Source organism: Meridianimarinicoccus aquatilis (assembly GCF_004358675.1).
Taxonomy (GTDB): Bacteria; Pseudomonadota; Alphaproteobacteria; order Rhodobacterales; family Rhodobacteraceae; genus Meridianimarinicoccus; species Meridianimarinicoccus aquatilis.
In genome coordinates, this window is sequence record NZ_SMZO01000009.1 from 44,072 (window position 1) to 63,577 (window position 19,506).

General features: G+C 59.6%; 22 protein-coding genes. 7 read left to right on the forward strand and 15 right to left on the reverse strand.

Going from position 1 to position 19,506, the window contains the following annotated elements; genetic code table 11:
- Positions 1-14 precede the first annotated feature (14 nt).
- The 4 genes from E2L05_RS05605 to E2L05_RS05620 are packed head-to-tail and all read left to right on the forward strand — an operon-like array spanning position 15 to position 3,351.
- A complete protein-coding gene (locus tag E2L05_RS05605) occupies positions 15-932 on the forward strand; it encodes a branched-chain amino acid ABC transporter permease (RefSeq protein ID WP_133341916.1) in 918 nt (305 codons plus the stop codon).
- Position 933: 1 nt separating this feature from the next.
- The gene (locus tag E2L05_RS05610) at positions 934-1,917 is read left to right on the forward strand and encodes a branched-chain amino acid ABC transporter permease (protein WP_133341917.1); all 984 of its coding nucleotides are present in this window, start codon (positions 934-936) and stop codon (positions 1,915-1,917) included.
- The gene (locus E2L05_RS05615; protein ID WP_133341918.1) at positions 1,910-2,659 is read left to right on the forward strand and encodes an ABC transporter ATP-binding protein; all 750 of its coding nucleotides are present in this window, start codon (positions 1,910-1,912) and stop codon (positions 2,657-2,659) included. Before E2L05_RS05610 ends, E2L05_RS05615 begins: the two co-directional genes overlap by 8 nt.
- Positions 2,656-3,351, forward strand: coding sequence for an ABC transporter ATP-binding protein (locus E2L05_RS05620; protein WP_133341919.1), 696 nt, complete (start codon positions 2,656-2,658; stop codon positions 3,349-3,351). Before E2L05_RS05615 ends, E2L05_RS05620 begins: the two co-directional genes overlap by 4 nt.
- Before the next feature lie 3 nt (positions 3,352-3,354).
- On the opposite strand, the gene pqqE is transcribed toward E2L05_RS05620, so the two are convergent.
- The 6 genes from pqqE to E2L05_RS05650 form a co-directional block, all read right to left on the reverse strand.
- On the reverse strand, positions 3,355-4,461 hold the full coding sequence (gene pqqE / locus E2L05_RS05625) for a pyrroloquinoline quinone biosynthesis protein PqqE (protein ID WP_176600829.1): 1,107 nt from the start codon (positions 4,459-4,461) through the stop codon (positions 3,355-3,357).
- Entirely contained in the window at positions 4,454-4,744 is a 291-nt protein-coding gene (gene pqqD, locus E2L05_RS05630) for a pyrroloquinoline quinone biosynthesis peptide chaperone PqqD (RefSeq protein ID WP_133341920.1), read from the reverse strand. Before pqqD ends, pqqE begins: the two co-directional genes overlap by 8 nt.
- Complete coding sequence (gene pqqC / locus E2L05_RS05635; RefSeq protein WP_133341921.1) at positions 4,741-5,484, reverse strand: pyrroloquinoline-quinone synthase PqqC; 744 nt, start codon at positions 5,482-5,484, stop codon at positions 4,741-4,743. The genes pqqD and pqqC overlap by 4 nt, the downstream gene beginning before the upstream one ends.
- Positions 5,481-6,371 (reverse strand): pyrroloquinoline quinone biosynthesis protein PqqB, encoded by an 891-nt coding sequence (gene pqqB, locus E2L05_RS05640; RefSeq protein WP_133341922.1) that lies wholly within the window; start codon positions 6,369-6,371, stop codon positions 5,481-5,483. The genes pqqC and pqqB overlap by 4 nt, the downstream gene beginning before the upstream one ends.
- 10 nt (positions 6,372-6,381) lie before the next feature.
- Complete coding sequence (pqqA, locus tag E2L05_RS05645; protein WP_133341923.1) at positions 6,382-6,486, reverse strand: pyrroloquinoline quinone precursor peptide PqqA; 105 nt, start codon at positions 6,484-6,486, stop codon at positions 6,382-6,384.
- An 85-nt stretch (positions 6,487-6,571) separates the two neighbouring features.
- Positions 6,572-7,480 carry a LysR family transcriptional regulator gene (locus E2L05_RS05650; protein ID WP_133341924.1) on the reverse strand — a complete coding sequence of 303 codons (909 nt, stop codon included), beginning with the start codon at positions 7,478-7,480 and terminating at the stop codon, positions 6,572-6,574.
- A gap of 109 nt (positions 7,481-7,589) precedes the next feature.
- Between E2L05_RS05650 and E2L05_RS05655 the strand changes: the two genes are divergently transcribed.
- A complete protein-coding gene (locus tag E2L05_RS05655; RefSeq protein WP_133341925.1) occupies positions 7,590-9,092 on the forward strand; it encodes a CoA-acylating methylmalonate-semialdehyde dehydrogenase in 1,503 nt (500 codons plus the stop codon).
- A 106-nt stretch (positions 9,093-9,198) separates the two neighbouring features.
- Here E2L05_RS05655 and E2L05_RS05660 read toward each other — a convergent pair whose 3' ends face one another.
- The 9 genes from E2L05_RS05660 to E2L05_RS05700 all read right to left on the reverse strand — a co-directional run bounded on the left by E2L05_RS05660 (position 9,199) and on the right by E2L05_RS05700 (position 17,669).
- On the reverse strand, positions 9,199-10,629 hold the full coding sequence (locus E2L05_RS05660) for an NAD-dependent succinate-semialdehyde dehydrogenase (RefSeq protein WP_133341926.1): 1,431 nt from the start codon (positions 10,627-10,629) through the stop codon (positions 9,199-9,201).
- A 252-nt stretch (positions 10,630-10,881) separates the two neighbouring features.
- The gene (locus E2L05_RS05665; RefSeq protein WP_133341927.1) at positions 10,882-11,589 is read right to left on the reverse strand and encodes a hypothetical protein; all 708 of its coding nucleotides are present in this window, start codon (positions 11,587-11,589) and stop codon (positions 10,882-10,884) included.
- A gap of 437 nt (positions 11,590-12,026) precedes the next feature.
- Positions 12,027-12,320: a hypothetical protein gene (locus E2L05_RS05670; protein ID WP_165971696.1), complete on the reverse strand. Its 294-nt coding sequence runs from the start codon at positions 12,318-12,320 to the stop codon at positions 12,027-12,029.
- Positions 12,321-12,469: 149 nt separating this feature from the next.
- Positions 12,470-13,171 carry an arsenical resistance protein ArsH gene (arsH, locus tag E2L05_RS05675; protein ID WP_208016230.1) on the reverse strand — a complete coding sequence of 234 codons (702 nt, stop codon included), beginning with the start codon at positions 13,169-13,171 and terminating at the stop codon, positions 12,470-12,472.
- A gap of 10 nt (positions 13,172-13,181) precedes the next feature.
- Positions 13,182-13,604 (reverse strand): arsenate reductase family protein, encoded by a 423-nt coding sequence (locus E2L05_RS05680; RefSeq protein WP_133341930.1) that lies wholly within the window; start codon positions 13,602-13,604, stop codon positions 13,182-13,184.
- The gene (gene arsB / locus E2L05_RS05685; protein WP_133341931.1) at positions 13,601-14,656 is read right to left on the reverse strand and encodes an ACR3 family arsenite efflux transporter; all 1,056 of its coding nucleotides are present in this window, start codon (positions 14,654-14,656) and stop codon (positions 13,601-13,603) included. Before arsB ends, E2L05_RS05680 begins: the two co-directional genes overlap by 4 nt.
- Positions 14,640-15,014, reverse strand: a complete 375-nt coding sequence (locus tag E2L05_RS05690) for an ArsR/SmtB family transcription factor (protein WP_133341932.1) — start codon at positions 15,012-15,014, stop codon at positions 14,640-14,642. The genes arsB and E2L05_RS05690 overlap by 17 nt, the downstream gene beginning before the upstream one ends.
- Before the next feature lie 51 nt (positions 15,015-15,065).
- Positions 15,066-15,974: an HAD-IIA family hydrolase gene (locus E2L05_RS05695; RefSeq protein ID WP_133341933.1), complete on the reverse strand. Its 909-nt coding sequence runs from the start codon at positions 15,972-15,974 to the stop codon at positions 15,066-15,068.
- Between the two features lie 339 nt (positions 15,975-16,313).
- The gene (locus E2L05_RS05700; RefSeq protein WP_243721885.1) at positions 16,314-17,669 is read right to left on the reverse strand and encodes a polysaccharide biosynthesis/export family protein; all 1,356 of its coding nucleotides are present in this window, start codon (positions 17,667-17,669) and stop codon (positions 16,314-16,316) included.
- Positions 17,670-18,094: 425 nt separating this feature from the next.
- On the opposite strand from E2L05_RS05700, the gene E2L05_RS05705 reads away from it, so the two are divergent.
- Positions 18,095-18,763, forward strand: a complete 669-nt coding sequence (locus E2L05_RS05705) for a nucleoside triphosphate hydrolase (RefSeq protein WP_133341934.1) — start codon at positions 18,095-18,097, stop codon at positions 18,761-18,763.
- A gap of 73 nt (positions 18,764-18,836) precedes the next feature.
- Positions 18,837-19,502, forward strand: a complete 666-nt coding sequence (locus E2L05_RS05710) for a class II aldolase/adducin family protein (protein ID WP_133341935.1) — start codon at positions 18,837-18,839, stop codon at positions 19,500-19,502.
- Positions 19,503-19,506: the final 4 nt, after the last annotated feature.

The window sequence follows — 19,506 nt, forward strand, 5'->3', positions numbered from 1 at the left end:
TGTCGGTGTGCCCGATGAGCCTTGTTCTGCTTCTTGAACAGGTGCTCAATGGGGTGCAGCTTGGTGTGATGCTGTTCTTGATGGCGGCCGGACTGACTCTGATCTTTGGGGTCATGGGGCTTATCAATCTCGCCCACGGGTCTCTTTACATGGTCGGCGCTTTTGCGGCCGCGGCTGTTTCAGGGCTGACAGGGTCGTTTCTGCTTGGTCTTGCCGCGGCGCTCGCCGCGGCTGCGGCGGCGGGGGCGCTTGTTGAAATGCTGGTGATCCGGCGGCTTTATGCGCGGGACCATCTGGACCAGGTGCTTGCCACCTTCGCCCTGATCCTGATCTTTTCCGAAGGCACCCGGTGGCTGTTCGGATCCTTCCCGCTTTTTCTTGATGTGCCGACTTGGCTGTCGGGGCCTGTGGCTTTGCCACTTGGCATCGATTATCCCAAATACCGCTTGGCCGTCATTGCGGTGGGGCTGGCCGTTGCCGGGGCGCTGGCATGGCTGATCGGCGGCACCCGGCTTGGCGTGCAGATCCGCGCAGGCGAGGCGGACCGCGAAATGATCGCGGCCTTGGGGGTTGATATAAACCGGCTCTATACGCTGGTATTTGCCTTGGGCGCGGCGCTTGCCGGGCTTGCCGGCGCGCTTGTTGGGGCGATCCAATCCGTTCAGGTCGGCATGGGGGAGCCGGTTTTGATCCTTGCGTTCGTCGTGATCGTCATTGGCGGGATCGGATCAATTCGCGGTGCATTCGTTGGCGCGCTTCTGGTCGGTTTGACGGACACACTGGGCCGGGTGCTTCTGCCTGTAATCATGACCCATATCGTCGGGCCTCAATCGGCAGCAACGGTAGGCAGTGCGGTTGCCTCCATGGCGATCTACATTTTGATGGCGCTGGTTCTGTTGGTCCGGCCTTCTGGCCTGTTCGGGCGAACCTGAGATGCGGCGAGAACGGATCGTCAATGCTGCGCTCGCAGTGCTGTTACTGGGGTTTCCGCTGTGGGCCTATTGGGCCGGTGAGCCATTCTTGATTACACTGGCAACGCGCGCGGCGATCCTCGCGCTGGCCGGGGTCGGCCTGAACCTTGCGCTTGGAACCGGCGGTCTGGTCAGCTTGGGGCACGCTGCGTTTTTCGGCGCAGGCGGATATGCCATGGGCGTACTGGCGTGGCACGCGCAAATGTATGCGCCCATGAACATTGCCGGGTTTGAGATCGCGGGCACCAAATCCATGCCGGTGATCTGGCTGGTTGCCGTACTGACGGGCGCGCTTTTGGCCAGCTTGATTGGCGCGTTGAGCCTGCGTTCCTCGGGTGTCTATTTCATCATGTTGACGCTCGCCTTCGGGCAGATGGCCTATTATTTCGCGATCAGCTGGCCTGCCTATGGTGGCGAAGACGGGCTGTCGATCTATGTCCGCAACGGGTTTCCGGGATTGAATACGCTTGATCCGATCCAGTTTTTTCTACTGGCTTATGCGGTGCTTATGGCGGTGATCTGGTTCATGGCGCGGCTTCAGGTCTCACCCTTCGGTCTGGCGCTTGCCGCTGCCCGGCAAAGCCCGGCACGGGTACAGGCAGTGGGCATTGGCGTGTTTCGGCTCAGGCTTGTGGCATTCGTGATCTCAGGGGCAATTACCGCGCTTGCCGGGGCGATGTTTGCAGATCTCAATCGCTTTATCAGCCCGACCATGCTCAACTGGCACACCAGTGGAGAGTTGATCGTGATCGTCGTTCTGGGCGGTGTTGCGCGGCTTTATGGGCCGGTGGCGGGGGCCATCTTGTTGGTCACGCTGGAACACGTCTTGGGCGGTTTCAGCGATTTCTGGCAAATCTGGCTGGGGCTAGGGCTGTTGGCGGTGGTCTTGTTTGCGCGGGGCGGATTGGTCGGCGCATTGGCCGGGCGGGCGGTGGCCCATGACTGATACAGTCTTGCAGGTGCGCAATGTCTCCAAGGCGTTTGGCGCGGTTCAGGCCAGCGATGGCATCACTCTCGACCTGCGGCCGGGAGAAATCCACGCCCTGATTGGCCCGAACGGTGCGGGCAAGTCGACGCTGATAGCGCAGATCGCCGGGGCCCTTCGCCCCGACGCGGGGAGTGTCTGGCTGTCTGGGCAAGACGTGACCGCGCTCGGGGTTGCGGAACGCGCCAATCTGGGGCTTGCGCGCAGTTTTCAAGTGTCTGCTGTCGCCATGGATCTGACCGTGCTGCAAAATGTGGTTTTGGCGGCGTGCGGCGCGCAGCGGCGTGTTTGGCGGTTCTTTCGGGCCGCGTTACGCGACGAGCGGTTAATCGCGCCAGCGCGGGCAGCTCTGGCGCGAGTCGGACTGACGGGCGAGGCGGCAACCATTGTCGCAGATCTGTCCCACGGTCAGCGGCGGCGGCTGGAACTGGCGCTTGCCTTGGTGCTTGAACCGACCTGTTTCGTGATGGACGAACCATTGGCAGGTCTGGGCGCGGATGGCAGCGCCGAGATGACAGCGCTGTTGGCGGGCCTGAAGGCACAGGCCCCGATTCTGCTTGTCGAGCACGACATGGACGCAGTTTTCGCACTGGCTGATCGGATCAGCGTGCTGGTTTATGGCAAGATCATCGCAACCGGAGCGCCTGATGCGATCCGCGCCGATAGCGACGTGCGGCGCGCCTATTTGGGGGATGGCGAATGACAGCACCCCTGTTGGATTTGCGCGGGGTGACTGCGCTTTATGGCTCATCGCAGGCGCTTTTCGGGGTCGATCTAACCGTAGAAGCGGGGCAGGTGACGGCGCTGATGGGCCGCAACGGGATGGGAAAAACCACCACGATCCGCACCATTTGCCGCCTTTTGCCGAACCGCGCGGGCGAGGTGTTTCTGGATGGGCATGAGTTGTCGGGCCTGCCGCCCCACCGCGTTGCGCGGATGGGTGTCGGGCTGGTGCCCGAAGGTCGCCGCTGCTTTGCCCCGCTGACTGTGCGCGAAAATCTGACCGCTGCGGCGAGGCCCGGCGCATGGGGGCTGGACCGGGTGGTTGGCCTGTTTCCACGGCTCGGCGAGCGGATGGCCCAGCGGGCCGGAACCCTTTCGGGCGGGGAGCAGCAGATGCTGGCGATTGGACGGGCGTTGATGACCAACCCGCGTCTCTTGATCCTGGATGAAGCAACCGAAGGGTTGGCCCCAACGGTGCGCGCCGAGATCTGGCAGGCGATCGGCACGCTCAAGCGTGAAAGCGGCCTTGGTATTTTGTTGGTCGACAAATCGTTGCGCGAGTTGTCGGCCGTGGCCGACAGTGCCGTAATTCTCGACAAGGGACGGTCGGTCTGGGCGGGCCGGATCGAAGAGCTTTCCCCCGATCTTGCGGCCAGCTGGCTTGGTGTGTGATCGCTATTCGGCGGGGGCTGGCGCCTTGGCAAAGCGGCGATAGGTCCAATCTGCGCCGACGGCTTCTTCGGCCAGCAGCGCATCGACCCGGCCCCGGTCGGGGGATTTACGGCATACAGGATCAATGGCCCGGGCATCGCCCACAAGTGCCATCGCCTGACAGCGGCATCCACCCAGATCAATGTCGCGCCGGTCGCAGGCTTTGCAGGTGTCCGGCATCCAGTCTGTTCCGCGAAACGCGTTGAACGCCTCGCCGCCGTACCAGATTTCGCCCAAAGGTACCTCGGCCGCATTCTGGAAGGTCATCCCGGGGATAATTTCGGCCGCGTGGCACGGCAGGACCTTGCCATCGGGCGCAATGTTCAGCCCGGTTGAGCCCCAGCCGCCCATGCACGCTTTGGGATAGTCAGCATAATAATCTGGCGGGACGAAGTCGATGGCCAGAACGCCGCGAAGCCGGTCCCGAGCCTCTGCCACCACGCGCTTGGCCTCGTCCACTTGCGCGCGTGTTGGCTGCAAGGCCGCGCGGTTCTTAAGCGCCCATCCTGCGAATTGAACGCAAGCCACTTCGATCCGGCGCGCCCCAAGGGTCTGGGCCAGGTCCAGTGTGGCGGGCAGGTCATCAAGATTGTGCCGGTGCATGACCGCGTTCAGGGTCAGAGGGATGCCGCGCTCGGCAATCAGCCCTGCAACCTGCATCTTCTTGTCGAAACCGCCGTTATAGCCGCCAACGAAATCGGCCACTTCGGCGCGAACGCCCTGCATCGACAGTTGCACATGGTCCAGCCCTGCCTCGTCTAGCGCGGCCAGTCTGTCTTTCGTGACCCCGATCCCCGATGTGATCAGATTGGTGTAAAGCCCTGCGTCGTGGGCGGCAGCAACCAACTCGACCAAATCCCGGCGCGAGGCGGGCTCGCCACCCGACAGGTGCGCATGCAACACGCCCAGATCGGCGGCTTGACGGAAAATATCGGCCCAGACATCGGTGGGTAGCTCCCCTGCGGCGCGGGTCAGTTCAACCGGATTTGAACAGTACGGGCATGCCAGTGGGCAGCGGTGCGTGACCTCAGCCAGCAGGGCAAGTGGGGGACGAATTGCTGCTTCAGCCATCGATCATATCCACGAGCCGTTTATCGGCCAGATCCGTCAAAAAGGTTTCGACATCGCGGCTGACTTGATCGACCGGTGCCCCAAAGCGCGCAGCCAAATCACCGGAAATGGTGGCCATGCTGCGCCGTCCGTCCAGTTCCGACAAAATCGCGTGCCCAATCCCGTCCAACATCAATGTTCGTTCCGGCCCAAGCAGGACTTCGACCTTGCGAACACGGTCATGGTGCAGGCGCACGCCGCGCGGCAACACCGGAATGCAGGCTGTGTTGGCCGTGGCCGTCATGCTTGCCCCTCGCCGGGTTGCCAGGCACCGGGGGGGATGCGGCCGGGTTCGACATAGGCGGACCAAAGGGCATCAAGTTGCGCCCAAAGAACTTCTGTTTTGAAGATCAGCGCGTTTGCGGCGGCGTCCTGATCGGCTTGCGTAATGGCGTTATCCAGAACCCATTTCAGCCCAAAGGCGACGTCCTTGGGCGCTTCGGTCAGGCGGTGCTGAAAATAGGCGGTAGTTTCGGGGTTGGCGAAATCGTAGTGCTGTAGCAATCCGGCGATCCGGTCCTTGTGGATTTTGGGCGCGAACAGTTCGGTCAGCGATGACGCGACAGCGGGCAGTAACGGCTCGTCGCGAACAAAGCGAACATAGGCATCCACAGCGAACCGGGTTGCGGGAAGAATGCCAACACCGGACGAGACATACTCCGGGTCCAGCCCCACGCCTTCGGCCAGTCGCAGCCAACGTGCAATTCCGCCTTCGTGCGTATCCGTTCCATCGTGATCTTCGATCCGTGACCGCCAGATGCGGCGCATTTTCGGGTCGTCCAGTCGCGACAAAAAGGCGGCGTCCTTCATTGGGATGCGACTTTGGTAGTAGTAGCGATTGATCACCCAGGCTTGCACCTGATCCATAGTGCAACCGCCTGAATGCAGCAGATGATGGAATGGGTGTTTGTCGTGATAGCGTTCGTCGCCAATGCGGCGCAGTCGGGCTTCGAAATGGGCGGCGGTTGGGCTTTGGTCGGTCATACTGTGATCTCCATCCCATCGGCGGCGATATCCCAACCGGCCGCCGAAAGCGTGGCGCGCTCGGGGCCGTCAGGCTGCAAAGCCGGGTTGGTGTTGTTGATGTGCACGAATACCTTGCGGCAGGTCAGGCCAGCCAATCGGGCGATACTGCCGTCTGGGCCGTCCATGGCCACATGACCCATCCGTGCGCCTGTTTTGGCGCCGGCGCCCATGGTGGGCATCTCGTCATTTTGCCAGACAGTCCCGTCGAACAGCAACAGATCAGCATCGGCAACTTGGGCCAGCAGCGCGTCTGTCACCGCTGCACAGCCGGGGATGTAAAATACGGTGCGCCCACTCGCGGACAGGCGCAGGCCAATGGTCTGCTCGCCCATCGCGTTGGTATCTACATCGTCGCCTTGCTCGAGATACAGCGCCACCTTACCCGGAACGGCAAAGGCCGTTATTTCCATACCTGTCAGCGGTGTGAACGCGGCCTCCAAAGCAATGGGGCTGCGAGACACCAAAGCGGGATCAAGGACGCCGAAGACAGCGTTCGTTTCCAGAATCTCAAGGGTTTGCGCGGTCGCAAATACCGTGAAAGGAGTTTTCTCACGCAATGTCAGAAGACCGGCCACATGATCAATGTCGCCATTGGTCAGCACCACGGATCGAAGCGGCGATACGCGCAATCCGGTGGGGGCAAGTTGCGGCGTGTCCGCGAATTGTTGACGAATGTCGGGCGACGCGTTGAGAACCGCCCAATCCTGTCCGTTAGCTGAAACTGCCAGCGACGACTGGGTCATCGCTGGCAGGTGTCCGGCTCGGGCGTCGTTGCAGTTGCGGCATCCGCAGTTCCACTGGGGAAGACCGCCCCCGGCACCGGCGCCCAAAACCTTTATGTACATCGGTCGTCGATCAGAACAGATCGTGATCGGGGCGACGTTCGTCCTCGGAAGGGCCGTACATGTTGATTTCCATGCCGCAGTTGATTTCCACGGCGATCGGGGTCGTCCAAGCCATTTCGTTTCCTCCTCAGTCAGTTCAGTAGGGCCACCCTAGCGGCGCAATTTGACCGAGGGAATGAGACTTAAGGCTTGGGTCAAATTTATCTGTCCGGGTCGCCCCTTGAGGCACGCAAGAATATGTGCCGATCCTGCCGAACCACTGAATCCAGCCATGCGACGGCCGCGCGGACGGGCGGCGCGCTACGCTGGTTTTCGTGCCAGACTGTCCAGTAATTTCTGGATATGCTCTGCGCGGGAAACAGCGGGATCAGGCCTGTTTGTCCTGCGGCCATGAAATCATGCAAAATTCCTATGCCAGCGCCTGCCTTGACCGCCTCGAATTGACCAAGCGCTGTCGAAATCTCGATGTTCGACCTCCATCCGGTCAGAAATTCTGCTGTGTAGTTCAAGGCGGGGGTGAAAATCAGGTCTTCAACATAGCCAATCAGTCGGTGTGCTGCCAGGTCGCCAAGTCGCTGCGGTGTTCCGGCCCGGTCCAAGTAGGACCGCGCTGCATAAAGACCGAGCGAATAATCCGTCAATTTGCGCGCGCGCAGCCGTCCACGTTCCGGTCGGTCTATCATGATCGCGATATCCGCTTCCCTTTGTGACAGGGAAAACGTGCGCGGGACTGGCACGAGTTGCACATCAAGTCCGGGGAATTGTTGCGAGAAACGAGTGAGCCGGGGCGCAAGAAATGCGGCGCCAAACCCGTCTGGCGCCCCGATCCTGACGCTGCCGACCAGTTCGCCGGTTTGACTGCCCAGTTGGGACTGCGCATCCAGCATGGCAGCTTCGGCGCGTTCGGCCAACGGCAACAGCGCGGCCCCTGCGTTGGTCAACGAACATCCTTGCGGCCCGCGATCCAGCAAAACGGCCCCTAATGCAGATTCTAGTGCTGCGATCCGGCGGCTCAACCGTGCCTGACTGACACCAAGCCGACGCGCGGCCCCCAACATCTGACCCTCGCGGGCCACGGCCAGAAAGAACTTTGCATCGTCCCAGTTCATTGTGTGCCCTTCGGCGTTCATGCATAACTGCATAATGGATTGCCAAAATAGGCGATTTAACCATTTATTTCTGCATATCATAAGTGGTGGGAACAAAGGAGCCACCTTTATGACCGAGATCGCACATTTCATTTCCGGCACGCCCACACCCGGAACCTCAGGCCGCAGCCAAGACGTGTTTAACCCTGCCACCGGCGCGGCACAGAACACCGTCGCGCTGGCCAGCGCGGCCGAAGTGGACGCCGTCGTTGCAGTTGCCAAGGCCGCGTGGCCAGCGTGGTCAAAGACCCCGGCGCTGCGCCGCGCCCGCATTCTTGACCGGTTCAAGGCGATTTTGTGGGACCGGATGGATGAGTTGGCCCGCGCCATTTCTGCTGAGCACGGCAAGACGCATGACGATGCCCTTGGCGAAGTGACACGCGGCCTTGAAGTGGTTGAGTTTGCAGTCGGTGCGCCAACCCATCTGAAGGGCGAGTTTTCTGAAAACGTGGGCAGCGGCGTGGATACGCATTCGATCCGGCAAAGCCTTGGTGTTGTTGCGGGGATCACGCCGTTCAACTTTCCGGCGATGGTGCCCATGTGGATGTTCCCCGTCGCGCTGGCATGCGGGAACACTTTTGTCCTGAAGCCATCCGAACGGGATCCGTCTGCCAGCCTGTTGATCGCGGCGTGGCTGACCGAAGCGGGCCTGCCTGATGGTGTGTTCAATGTCGTTCAGGGCGACAAGGAAGCGGTGGATGCGCTGCTGCACAACCCGGATGTGAAAGCGATCAGCTTTGTCGGCTCGACCCCCATTGCGCAGTATATTCACGCAACTGGAACCGCGCAGGGCAAGCGCGTGCAGGCGCTTGGCGGGGCCAAGAACCACATGATCATCATGCCGGATGCGGATCTTGATATGGCGGCAAGCGCGCTGATGGGTGCGGCGTTCGGGTCAGCCGGTGAACGCTGTATGGCGATATCGGTGGCTGTTCCGGTGACGGATGCCGTGGCGGACGCGCTCATTGAAAAGCTGGTGCCACAAATCGAAGCCTTGAAAGTGGGGCCCGCCAGCGACGCTGCATCCGAAATGGGCCCGCTGGTCACTGCGCAACATTTGGCGAAGGTGCGCGGCTACATTGATGGCGCCGAAGCACAGGGCGCCCGGATTGTCACCGATGGTCGCACGTTTCGACAAGACAAGCAGGGCTGCGAGAATGGATACTTCATTGGCGGCACGCTGATCGACGACGTGACCGAGGACATGACATGCTACCGAGACGAGATTTTTGGGCCGGTGCTGTCGGTCGTGCGCAAGCCTGATTATCAAGCGGCGGTCGATCTGATCCACGGCCATGAGTATGCAAATGGCACGGCTGTGTTTACCCGTGACGGCGACGTTGCGCGCAGCTTTAGCCAAGACATCGAGGTTGGCATGGTTGGAATCAACGTTCCCATTCCGGTCCCAATGGCGTTCCACAGCTTTGGCGGCTGGAAGTCATCGATCTTTGGGGATCACGCCATGCACGGGATGGAAGGGGTCCGGTTCTATACCCGGATCAAAACGACCACGACCCGCTGGCCAACAGGCATGCGCGCGGATCCGCAGTTCACGATGCCGACTCTGGGGTGACGAAGATATTCTTGGCGGCGAGGGGCAAACCGAAAAGTCTGCGAGCCGCCAAGAGATGCAGAACGTCAGCCTGCGGGCAGGCCTTTTGGCCCGCCCCGCATTTCAGTTACCAGTCGGCAGAAATGTACTGAGTTTCCATAAACTCATGCATGCCTTCGTGCCCGCCTTCGCGCCCCAAGCCCGATTGCTTGACGCCCCCAAACGGTGCTGCGGGATCTGATACAAGCCCACGGTTGAGACCGACCATGCCGTATTCCAGCCGCTCACAAACCTGCATGGCGCGCTTCATGTTCTGGCTGAACACATAGGCGACCAACCCGTATTCGGTATCGTTGGCTCGGGCGATCACATCGTCCTGGTCAGTGAAGGACTGGATCGCGGCGACCGGGCCAAAGATTTCATCCGCGACGCAATCAGCGTTTTGGGGAACGTCCGTCAAAACGGTTGGCGGATAGAAATACCCGGGCCCGTCTGGAAGCGTGCCGCCAAGGCGTAGCGTCGCCCCCTTGGCTACCGCATCTTTCACGAAATGGGCGACCTTGTCCCGCGTGGCGGCATTGACCAGTGGACCAATGTCCACAGACGGATCGGCCCCATTTCCGACTTTGAGCGCCGCCATCCGCGCTGTGAACTTTTCAACAAAGGCATCCATGACATCGGCGTGGACATACAGGCGATTGGCGGCCGTACACGCTTCGCCAAGATTGCGCATCTTGGCCAGCATTGCCCCTTCAACGGCGACATCAATATCCGCGTCTTCGAACACGATCAGCGGCGCGTTCCCGCCCAGTTCCATGGCGGGTTTCAACACCTGATCGGCCGCCGCGCGCAGCAACATGCGCCCCACCCCTGTGGAGCCGGTGAAACTAACCACGCGGACACGCGGATCATGAAGCAGGTGATCGACCACTTCTGCCGATTTTGTCGTCGGAAGCACGTTGACCAGCCCAGCGGGAACCCCGGCTTCTTCCAAAAGCGCCACAAGCGCCAGCATAGTCAAAGGTGTCTCGGCTGCCGGCTTGATAATGACCGGGCATCCGGCAGCCAGAGCCGGAGCGATCTTGCGGGTGCCCATTGCAGCGGGATAGTTCCAAGGCGTGACCAGAACGGCGATCCCGGCGGGCTTGTGTTGAACCATGATGCGCGCGCCACTGGCTGGGGCGTGCGTGATCAAGCCATCGGCGCGAACGGCCTCTTCCGAAAACCAGCGAAAAAATTCAGCGGCATAGGCGGCTTCACCTCTGGCATCAGTGCCCGCTTTGCCGTTTTCCAAAGTAATCAGCTTGGCAAAATGGTCCAGCCGCTCGGTCATCAGGTCCCATGCGCGGCGCAGAATTTCTGATCGTGCTCGAGGTGTGCGACCGGCCCAATCAGAAAAGGCGGCTTGTGCGGCATCCAGTGCGGCATCTGCATCGGCGATCTCGGCAGAGGCGACAGAGGCGATGACACGTTCATCTGCGGGGTTGATGACGTCAAACCGGGCACCACTGTGGCCCGTTCGCCAACTGCCATCAATATAAAGGTCAGTATAATCCATTGTTTATCCTGTGTCTTGTCAGAAACCTGGTGCGGCTGCCCACGGTGACATTGATCCTCCTCATCTGTGCAGATGCGGATCCGTGTCTGCGGCGTCGCCACGTCGACTTACACGGCAGTGATGGCTGTTCATGCCGGATCGTGCAAGGGCAGTGCCCGGTTGGCACACCACTCGGCATGTCAGTGAGGCGAAAAGCCGAAAGGGCAGGCCAGTATATGCTGGCCTGCCCTTCAAAAAGTGCTGTTGTATCGCTTATGCGGCGGACTTCCGACGACGAACCAGCGCCATTGATGCAACACCGGCTGCGAGCAATGCCAGCGGCGCGGGCAGTGGCACAGGGGCTGGGCCAACAACTGGGCCGGTTGCCAGAACGAGTTGCTGGGTGAATCCGCTGCCGCCATTGCCAGGCTCGCTGCCCGAGCTTGAGAACATGATGCCATTGCTCACGGTCGCGCCGATCGAGAAGTAGCCACCAAGGCTTGCTGTGATGTCACGAAGCGCGTCGCCGTTCAGAACGAAGGACAGAACGTCCGTGGATGCGCCTGCTGTCGGGGTGAACGAGCCGTAGCTGGACCCAGTGCCGAGGTCGTCGAAGATCGCGGCGCTGACTGTGTTGCGTTGTGCAAGATCTTCGGCAGATGTGCTGACATCGAAGAATTCCAGCGTCGGTGTGCCACTTTGGTTGTAGCGGCGCAATTCGATCGTTGCACCTGTCACTGTTTCGCCGGAAATGCTCGACAGGTCAAAGGTGAAGTAGCTGCGGAATTCGCTGCTGCCGGATACGCCTGTGATGTAATTGTCGTTGTTGCTGTTGGAGTTGCCAACATCAGCGCGCCACCACCCTTGGTTGTCTCGGCCCGCGCTGACCAGACCTTCGTCAGTGCCGATGGTGTAAGTGGCGGCCTGTGCGGCTGCTGCGAGGGAGAGGGCGGCGGTGGCGGCAAGAATGAGCGTTTTCATGAGTTTGGGCTTTCTAAGATTTGTGCATTTCTGATGAACACACTATGCCCTACGTGCGCCCGCCGCTCACGTCGGCGTCAGTATCGTTAACTGCGACTTTGAATAGGCCGCACTACGTTCGAAAGCGCGGACTATACTTTTGGATCGAGGATGCACGTCTAAGGTGCAGTGAATTCGGCCTTGGGCGGCGTCGCATTGCGACTGAGCGGGTGCTGCTGGCGCCTATGGTCAAAGGAGTTTGCGTTAACTACGTATGTGATAGGCACGGTGAGTCGGGCGCTTCGGGCGTGGCTTAGTCTGCTTTTAATCTTCCAGCGGCTTCTTAGGCTGGAATTCAATTCTCATTTGCGGGTCAAATCGCAGGCGAGCCCCAGCAATGCCAAACGTGCGCAGGGATAAAGACATCAGTGGGACGCTAGCGCAGCGCCCGTCCGGGTTTAATCAGTGCGCATCGTAAAGCAGGGGCGCGGACCTTCGCCCTTTTCCGCAGCAAGTAACTCGGCTTTGAGGGCTGCGGAATTGTCATCTTGTTCTTGAAATATACGGTCAATCAGCCCTGAAAGGCCAAAATCTGCCAATGTCGGTTTTTGTAGTTGGCCGCTTTCAGAGGTAGGGTTAATGCCCGGTGCCCATGATTGAACCACGTTGCACGCGTCCAGAGCAGGCATCGGCCAATGATAGCTTATAACGCCGGCAGAAGCTGCCAGCGCAAAAGAAACAATCGCAACCATACGGGTCACGGAATTCTCCCCACTAAAGCATCTTCCCCGTATACAAGTGTGCCATACCTTCTATTGATAGGCACGCCTACAAATGTTTAGGCGATTTGCTCAAAAGGATATAGCGAATACACTAAAGGATAGGGGGTGGGGTAGGTCGGTCAAGTCTGTTTTTGATTTACCCGTGCCGACAACTCTTCAGCGGTTTCCACGCGCTCAGAATAACGATCTGTCAGGTGTGGGCTCAGGTCGCGTGTCAGCCACGTGAATTTGACCAACTCTTCCATGACGTCCACCATCCGGTTGTAAAGTGGCGAGGGCTTCATCCGGTCGTTGTCGTCAAATTCAAGAAATGCTTTCGGCACCGATGACTGGTTCGGTATCGTGAGCATCCGCATCCAGCGTCCCAGAATACGCAGTTGCCCCACAGTATTAAAGCTCTGCGATCCACCAGACACTTGCATCACGGCGAGCGTTTTGCCCTGCGTTGGCCGGACCGCGCCCAATTTCAATGGCATCCAGTCGATCTGAGACTTCAGTATGCTGGTCATGGACCCGTGACGTTCGGGGGAGCACCAGACCATACCTTCGGACCATTCTGCCGCGGCCCGCAATTCAGCGACTTTCGGGTGATCAGCAGGCGCGGTGTCGGGCTGCGGCAAGCCCGTCGGGTCAAAAATCCGCGGCTCAGCGCCCAGAGCCGTCAAAACACGCGCGGCTTCTTCGTTCAGCAGCCGCGAAAAAGACCGGGCACGCAGTGAGCCGTGCAACAGTAGAATACGAGGCGGGTGTGTGGCGCGGATCGGCGCTGCCAGTGGCGCAGTATCGGTCGGGCGAAACGCGCTGGGTACAAGATTTGGCATGTGGGTAAGGTCAGGCAACGCGCTCTCCATCCGTGTTTAAAATCAAGGTGCCGTCTTCCTTATGGTAGGGGCCATTCGGCCAATGGGCCATAAGATCAAGGGCCGTTTCAGCGGGTCGGCACAGGCGCACCCCGAGCGGAGTACACACGATAGGCCGGTTCACAAGGATCGGATAAATTAACATAGCGTCGAGGAGCGCGTCGTCGCTGATGTCAGGGTCCAGCAATCCCAGGACGTCGGCAGGCGAACGGCGGACCCTCAGCGCGTCGCGCGGTGTTAGACCGGCGGCAGCGAACAAACCCAAAAGCTGCGGACGCGTCCATCCGGTATCGAGATACGGCACAACCACCGGCGCGTAATCGGCGGCACGCAGCAAGGCCAAAACATTTCGCGACGTGCCACAATCGGGGTTATGATAGATGACGACGCTCATGCTTCGGGAAACCAGTGGCGGGTGCGGTTGGCATAGGCGACGAGTGACAGCATCACCGGCACTTCGACCAACACGCCGACGACAGTTGCCAGCGCTGCGCCCGATCCGAGCCCGAACAGGCTGATGGCGACTGCAACGGCCAGTTCAAAGAAATTCGATGTGCCGATCAAAGCACAGGGCGCGGCGACGTTGAACGGAACGCGCCAGATGCGGGCGGCGAGGTATGCCACAAAGAAGATACCATAGGATTGCAGCAACAGCGGGACGGCGATCAAAGCGATGATCAAAGGCCGCTCAAGGATGACATTGCCCTGAAATCCGAACAGCAACACGACAGTGATAAGCAGGCCCAGAACAGTTATGGGTTTGATCCGGTCGCGGAAACGGTCAACCGCCGCTTGCCCGCCCATCTCCATCAGTCGTTGACGTACCAGCACGCCTGCGGCCAGTGGTATCAGTATGTACAGAACGACTGACGTGATCAGTGTTTGATAGGGCACGACAATATCGCTGACACCGAGCAGGAATGCGACGATAGGGGCAAAGGCGAACACCATGATCACGTCATTCACACTGACTTGTACCAGCGTGTAGGTCGCATCCCCGCGAGTGAGTTGGGACCAGACAAAGACCATCGCCGTGCAGGGGGCCGCGCCCAACAGGATTACACCGGCCAGATAGGCCTGTGCGTCATCCGGAGGGATCAGCCCTGCAAACACGTAGTTGAAAAACAGCACGCCAAGCGCCGCCATCGTGAAGGGCTTGATGAGCCAATTCACCGCCAAAGTGATGATCAGCCCTTTGGGACGGTCCCCAATATGGCGCAGGGCGCTCATATCCACACCAACCATCATCGGGAAAACCATGGCCCAGATCAGCAGAGCCACAGGCAGGTTCACGCTTGCAAATTCCAGTTCAGCCAATGTGCTGAACAGCCCGGGCATCAGCACACCAAGGCCCAAGCCTGCGGCAATTGCCAGCGCCACCCAAAGCGATAGCCAGCGTTCAAAGGTGCCAAGCCCTGCGGCTGCGGCTTCAGTGTTGGTGGTCATCTCGGCGGTCTCTTTTCTGAGGGGGGCAATCGTCGGTGAGTGTGTCGAGCAGCGGGCGGCACAAAGCTGGATTGCCGCCACAGCAATCTTCCAGAAGAAACCCAAGAAGTCCGCGCATGGTTTCTATTTCAGGATAGTATCTGATTGATCGGCCGATCCGCTCTTTGCGCACCAACCCGGCATTCAAGAGGATCGACAGGTTCGCAGACAAAGTGTTGGCACGGGCATCCAGCGCATGGGCAATGTCTCCAGCCGCCATCCCGGTGTCTGGTCCAGCTTGCATCAACAGGCGGACCACATCCAATCGGGTGGGCTGTGCCAGCGCTGCCAGCGCATCAAGGACTGCTGTCTTTTCCATATTTCAGGAAATATGGAATTGTTTTGTCGTCGTCAACCCACGTGGCGTGCGTCACGTCGTGGGAACAACCCAATCTGGTACAATGCCCGACGCATCAATGAAGCCTTGTACATCATGCCCGGCGAACAATCCCAAACCGGTCACCAACACTGTACCAAGCCCGGCTGCCGCGCCCCCCACGATGTCGGTGTGCAAAGTGTCACCAACCATCGCCGCGCGGGAGACATCCATACGGGTGGCGACCGCGTCAAAGGCTGAACCATAGGGTTTGCCATGAAAAATGGGGGCTTGGCCCGTGCGATCCCAAACGTCGTGGGCAAACCAACCTGGCTCAATGCTTAAACCGTCCAGATTCGGCGCAACAAGATCTGGATTTGCAATCAAGAGCGGGCGCGGTCGGCGGTCCAGAGCGGCGCACAGCCGATCCTGAAGTGCATCATTCCAGCGGTCGGAAGACAGGAACGCGAACGCGTCGGCCGTGTCCCAAAGCTGATCATCGGCCAGAAGATCTTCGATATGTGCTTCGATATCGCTGAAATCGTCCTCGGCCAGCGCTATTCCTGCCCACCTTGCCTCTGGCGCAATAGCCGCCATCTGCTCAGCCGCTACGTCGCGGCTGCTGACGACCTCGTGTGCTGCGAAATCGAACCCGAGCGCGTGGTATTTCTGTAAGGCACGCGCGCGCGGGTAGCTGGACCCGTTCGTCAATACACAGACTGATTTGCCGGCCTTACGCAACTGCGCAATACGGGTTGCCGCGCCCGGGATTGGCTGATCACCGACCACCAACACACCGTACGCATCAAGTACGTAGGCGTCATAGGCATCAAGTGTGTCTACCAAGCTCGCGCCGGTCTGTGCGCGGGCGGAAAACTGGGGGGACAGGGGCGAGCGGGGTTTGATTGCCTCATAGCGATCAAAGGCTGTCGGTGCAGTGTTGGGCCAATTGGGATTTCTCATGGCGCAGGCCATACGTGCGTGCGCGGGCTTGCGCCAGACCTGATTGGCCTACCGTAGTGGTGTGCCATTCATTCCATTCGCTTGAAATTGTATCCTGCGAAGCGACGAGCGGGTTCAGCACCGTAAAGATGGCCGCAAGCAGCCAGTCGAAAAGTCGCCTTGAGGCTTGTGACGCCAGGAAGCAAACAGAAGTAATTCGCGGTTCAGCGGCGAGATGTCCCGCCGCGCGAAAGGTTGTGCGACTGTTGCGATTTCATTGAGCCACTTGGATAGGTACCCGAAGCCCATGGCTACCTAGGCCAATTCTTACCGACCTTGAAGGACGATCGTCAGGCGACGTTAAAGCCCGGTGGATAAGGATGCAGCTTGGTTGAACAGGCTTGGCACGAATTGCGACACAACGCGGTTCCATTTGGTGATTGGCTGCTCTTCGATGAAGATGAAATCGTTGGGCCGCAGTTGCATGTGCGTCGCAAGGATCAGGTTGCCGGGGTTGCGAGCGTCAAGATGATAGGCGCGCACACCTGCTGATGTCCCAAATCCGCGCAAAAGGTAAATCTGCGACGGGTTCCCGCGGGCGTTGTCGAACCCACCTTCCGCATAGATCGCATCAGCCAGGTTGGCGACACGACCATACGGCAAAGCGATACGGCTCTGCCGGACCAATTCGCCGGACCGATAGACATAGTCGCGCTCTAGGGCGTCTAACTCGGTCAGTGCGGCGAAGTTGTCGCGCTGTTCCTGAAGCTGCTCGCGCCGGATAGTGAATTCGGTTTGAAGCTGATTGAGAACGTTGGCGCGGGCGGAATTTTCGGCCTCAACAAGCGCTAATTGGTCCGTGAAGTACTGTTGCGCCCGGTCCAGTTCGTATTGCGTATCTACAAAAACAGCATCGCCTTCGGTCAGGACAATGCGCTGCAAGCGGCTTTGAGTATAAAAATCGTTCAGCGGGATCTGGTAGAGCGTGCCATTCCGAAACAATCGAATAGAGGCATAGTCCTGATCGACGGCAACGATACCGCCGGCCAGTTGAAGCGCCTCGCCAAGGCGCAGTGGTTGCAGGGTAATCGGGACCAAGGCAGGTTGGCCTACGGCGCCGCCGATGGAAACCCGCTTTGAATTGAACTCGGCGATTTCAAGGCTGAAAGTTGGGTCCAGTTCTGCCGCGACAAGAGCCTGGAACACCATTGCCTCTGCATCCTCCACGGTGCGGCCGGCCACCTGCACACGCCCGGCATTGGGAATGGCGATCGTCCCGTCATCCTGCACTGTGTACCCTTGCCGCTGGTTTTGTGCGGCCAGAATCCCGGTCAAAGCTTCGGCTTCTGTGGCAGGCGCGCGTGTCGCGAGCAAAAGCACATCAGAAATGCCGATGCGGTAAGACGCTGGCGTTACAGCCGGGGGAACGCGCAATTCCAGCGCGGTGGGTCGGTCCACAGGACGGCCAGGAGTTTGCGGCAAATCCAGTTGGTCAGCACGGTTTGGAACGCTTGCCGTCTGCCCAAACGCCCCCGGAACACGGCGGGGCGAATAGGGGGATGCATTCGCAGCGGCGATAGCTTGCGGAGTCATAGAAACGACAACGATATCAACAGGGGCAGACTCGTTGCGGGAAGCTGGTTCAACCGAAGGCGCAATGTAAGCGGCACCGCATCCGGATATAAGCAGAAGAACGCACAGCATATATCGGGTCATGTCGATTCACTTTCAGAGGCAGGTCGATCGTGTTGGTATCGATAGACCACAGCGCGAAGGTGCAAGGCAACATGGGCCAATGAAGGGAGAGTGTTTTTTGTCCTGCACGGGTTTTGCCGCAACACCGAGTTCAGAAGGACGGCACACGTGACGGGAAGGGTGGGCGTCCTATGGCCTCAGTTGCGAAAATTGTTTCATCCCTCCGCATCTGGCGATGTTGCTGTCGGCGCGTCGCGTTTAGGGCGTTTGATCCCAAAGTTTGATATCGCGATCCTTTCTCGGGAAGGGAGGAAAGCAAATTTGGGCAAGTGCGCAAAAGGTTTTGAGGCGTCTTGGTTGGCAGGCCGAGATCCGCTTTGTGTTCTGCTAAAGCGGTGGCTAGAGTTAAAGCCGAGCATGACCACGCACAAAACTTCGGAAGCCCTATGACGTCACTCAAAACATTCCAGGTTCCGGAGCGGATCAGTCAGACCGCCTTGGTCGGCCGTATTGCGGCGCTTGATGATGGGGTTACGCGCCGGGTCGTTGCCATTGTTGGGGCGCCTGGGTCTGGAAAATCCACACTTGCCGAAGGGTTGGAGCAGGCCTTGAACGCATCCGAGCCCGGCAGAGCGACTGTTCTGCCGATGGACGGGTTCCATTATGATGATGCCGTTTTGCGGCAGATGAATCGTCTGCCTTGGAAGGGGGCGCCAGACACGTTCGACGTTGGCGGCTTTCGCTCCGCGCTTATGCGCTTGCGGGCGGCTGACGAGAATCCTGTTGCCGTGCCGGTTTTCGACCGTGCGTTGGAAATTTCGCGCGGCAGTGCGCGGCTGATACCGCCGGAAGCCCGACTGATTTTGGCCGAGGGGAATTACCTTCTGTTGGACGAAGCCCCGTGGAGCCAACTGGCCGGGATGTTCGATTTAACCGTGATGATTGATGTGCCTGAAGACGAACTACGCCGTAGGTTAACCCAGCGGTGGGTGCACTTCGGCCTTGATGACGCGGCCATAGCCCACAAGTTGGACGGAAACGACTTGCCCAACGGTCGGCGTATGCGGGACCATAGCCGCCCCGCAGATCTGACTATTGTGCAGGGCGAAGGTTAGCCGCGTTGCAGTCTGTCCGACAGCGGGATTCAAGTCCGTCGAAAAATCGACACTTCGACAAAGGCCCAACCGGATGACTGAATCTGACCATGACGCTCGCGTTGCCATCGTGGCGGCTTGCCGCCAACTTGATCGTGACGGGTTGAACCGGGGGGCGTCTGGCAATGTGTCAGTGCGGTCAGGCCGTGTGATGCTGATCACGCCCTCTGCGGTCGGCTATGACGAGATGACGCCGGATATGATCGCCCGGATGCCTTTGGATGATCCCGATGGCGCTTGGGAGGGGCCGCGCAAACCGTCATCGGAATGGCGGTTTCACCGCGATATACTGCGCGCCCGACTGGATATGGGGGCAGTGGTCCATACACATGCGCCCTTCAGCACCATTCTGGCGGTGGCACGTCGGCCCATCCCTGCCATTCACTATATGATCGCTGCGTTTGGCGGGCCTGACATTCGTGTGGCCGAGTATGCGCGCTATGGGACAGCGGAGTTGTCGGATTACGTCGTCGCTGCCCTTGAGGGACGCAATGGGTGCCTTATGGCCAATCACGGCATGGTCGTGGGCGGTGCGGATCTGACCCGCGCCATGTGGCTCGCCGTGGAGCTTGAGGCGCTGGCACATCAATATTATCACGCGTTGGCCATTGGTGGCGGTCATGTGCTCAGTGATGCCGAGATCGCAGAGACGGCCTTGGGGTTCGCAAGTTACGGGGTACAAGCAGCGGATGACAGCTAAGCCT

What these genes read in the sequence shown, in the direction of transcription:
- pqqE (WP_176600829.1), bottom strand. Translation starts at nt 4,461, where the DNA reads ATGGCTGAAGCAGCAATTCGTCCCCCACTTGCCCTGCTGGCTGAGGTC.
- E2L05_RS05605 (WP_133341916.1), top strand. Translation starts at nt 15, where the DNA reads ATGAGCCTTGTTCTGCTTCTTGAACAGGTGCTCAATGGGGTGCAGCTT.
- E2L05_RS05710 (WP_133341935.1), top strand. Translation starts at nt 18,837, where the DNA reads ATGACTGAATCTGACCATGACGCTCGCGTTGCCATCGTGGCGGCTTGC.
- E2L05_RS05615 (WP_133341918.1), top strand. Translation starts at nt 1,910, where the DNA reads ATGACTGATACAGTCTTGCAGGTGCGCAATGTCTCCAAGGCGTTTGGC.
- E2L05_RS05670 (WP_165971696.1), bottom strand. Translation starts at nt 12,320, where the DNA reads ATGGTTGCGATTGTTTCTTTTGCGCTGGCAGCTTCTGCCGGCGTTATA.
- E2L05_RS05660 (WP_133341926.1), bottom strand. Translation starts at nt 10,629, where the DNA reads ATGGATTATACTGACCTTTATATTGATGGCAGTTGGCGAACGGGCCAC.
- E2L05_RS05700 (WP_243721885.1), bottom strand. Translation starts at nt 17,669, where the DNA reads ATGACCCGATATATGCTGTGCGTTCTTCTGCTTATATCCGGATGCGGT.
- arsH (WP_208016230.1), bottom strand. Translation starts at nt 13,171, where the DNA reads ATGCCAAATCTTGTACCCAGCGCGTTTCGCCCGACCGATACTGCGCCA.
- pqqA (WP_133341923.1), bottom strand. Translation starts at nt 6,486, where the DNA reads ATGGCTTGGACGACCCCGATCGCCGTGGAAATCAACTGCGGCATGGAA.
- E2L05_RS05695 (WP_133341933.1), bottom strand. Translation starts at nt 15,974, where the DNA reads ATGAGAAATCCCAATTGGCCCAACACTGCACCGACAGCCTTTGATCGC.
- pqqC (WP_133341921.1), bottom strand. Translation starts at nt 5,484, where the DNA reads ATGACCGACCAAAGCCCAACCGCCGCCCATTTCGAAGCCCGACTGCGC.
- E2L05_RS05620 (WP_133341919.1), top strand. Translation starts at nt 2,656, where the DNA reads ATGACAGCACCCCTGTTGGATTTGCGCGGGGTGACTGCGCTTTATGGC.
- E2L05_RS05705 (WP_133341934.1), top strand. Translation starts at nt 18,095, where the DNA reads ATGACGTCACTCAAAACATTCCAGGTTCCGGAGCGGATCAGTCAGACC.
- E2L05_RS05610 (WP_133341917.1), top strand. Translation starts at nt 934, where the DNA reads ATGCGGCGAGAACGGATCGTCAATGCTGCGCTCGCAGTGCTGTTACTG.
- arsB (WP_133341931.1), bottom strand. Translation starts at nt 14,656, where the DNA reads ATGACCACCAACACTGAAGCCGCAGCCGCAGGGCTTGGCACCTTTGAA.
- E2L05_RS05655 (WP_133341925.1), top strand. Translation starts at nt 7,590, where the DNA reads ATGACCGAGATCGCACATTTCATTTCCGGCACGCCCACACCCGGAACC.
- E2L05_RS05650 (WP_133341924.1), bottom strand. Translation starts at nt 7,480, where the DNA reads ATGAACTGGGACGATGCAAAGTTCTTTCTGGCCGTGGCCCGCGAGGGT.
- pqqB (WP_133341922.1), bottom strand. Translation starts at nt 6,371, where the DNA reads ATGTACATAAAGGTTTTGGGCGCCGGTGCCGGGGGCGGTCTTCCCCAG.
- E2L05_RS05665 (WP_133341927.1), bottom strand. Translation starts at nt 11,589, where the DNA reads ATGAAAACGCTCATTCTTGCCGCCACCGCCGCCCTCTCCCTCGCAGCA.
- pqqD (WP_133341920.1), bottom strand. Translation starts at nt 4,744, where the DNA reads ATGACGGCCACGGCCAACACAGCCTGCATTCCGGTGTTGCCGCGCGGC.
- E2L05_RS05690 (WP_133341932.1), bottom strand. Translation starts at nt 15,014, where the DNA reads ATGGAAAAGACAGCAGTCCTTGATGCGCTGGCAGCGCTGGCACAGCCC.
- E2L05_RS05680 (WP_133341930.1), bottom strand. Translation starts at nt 13,604, where the DNA reads ATGAGCGTCGTCATCTATCATAACCCCGATTGTGGCACGTCGCGAAAT.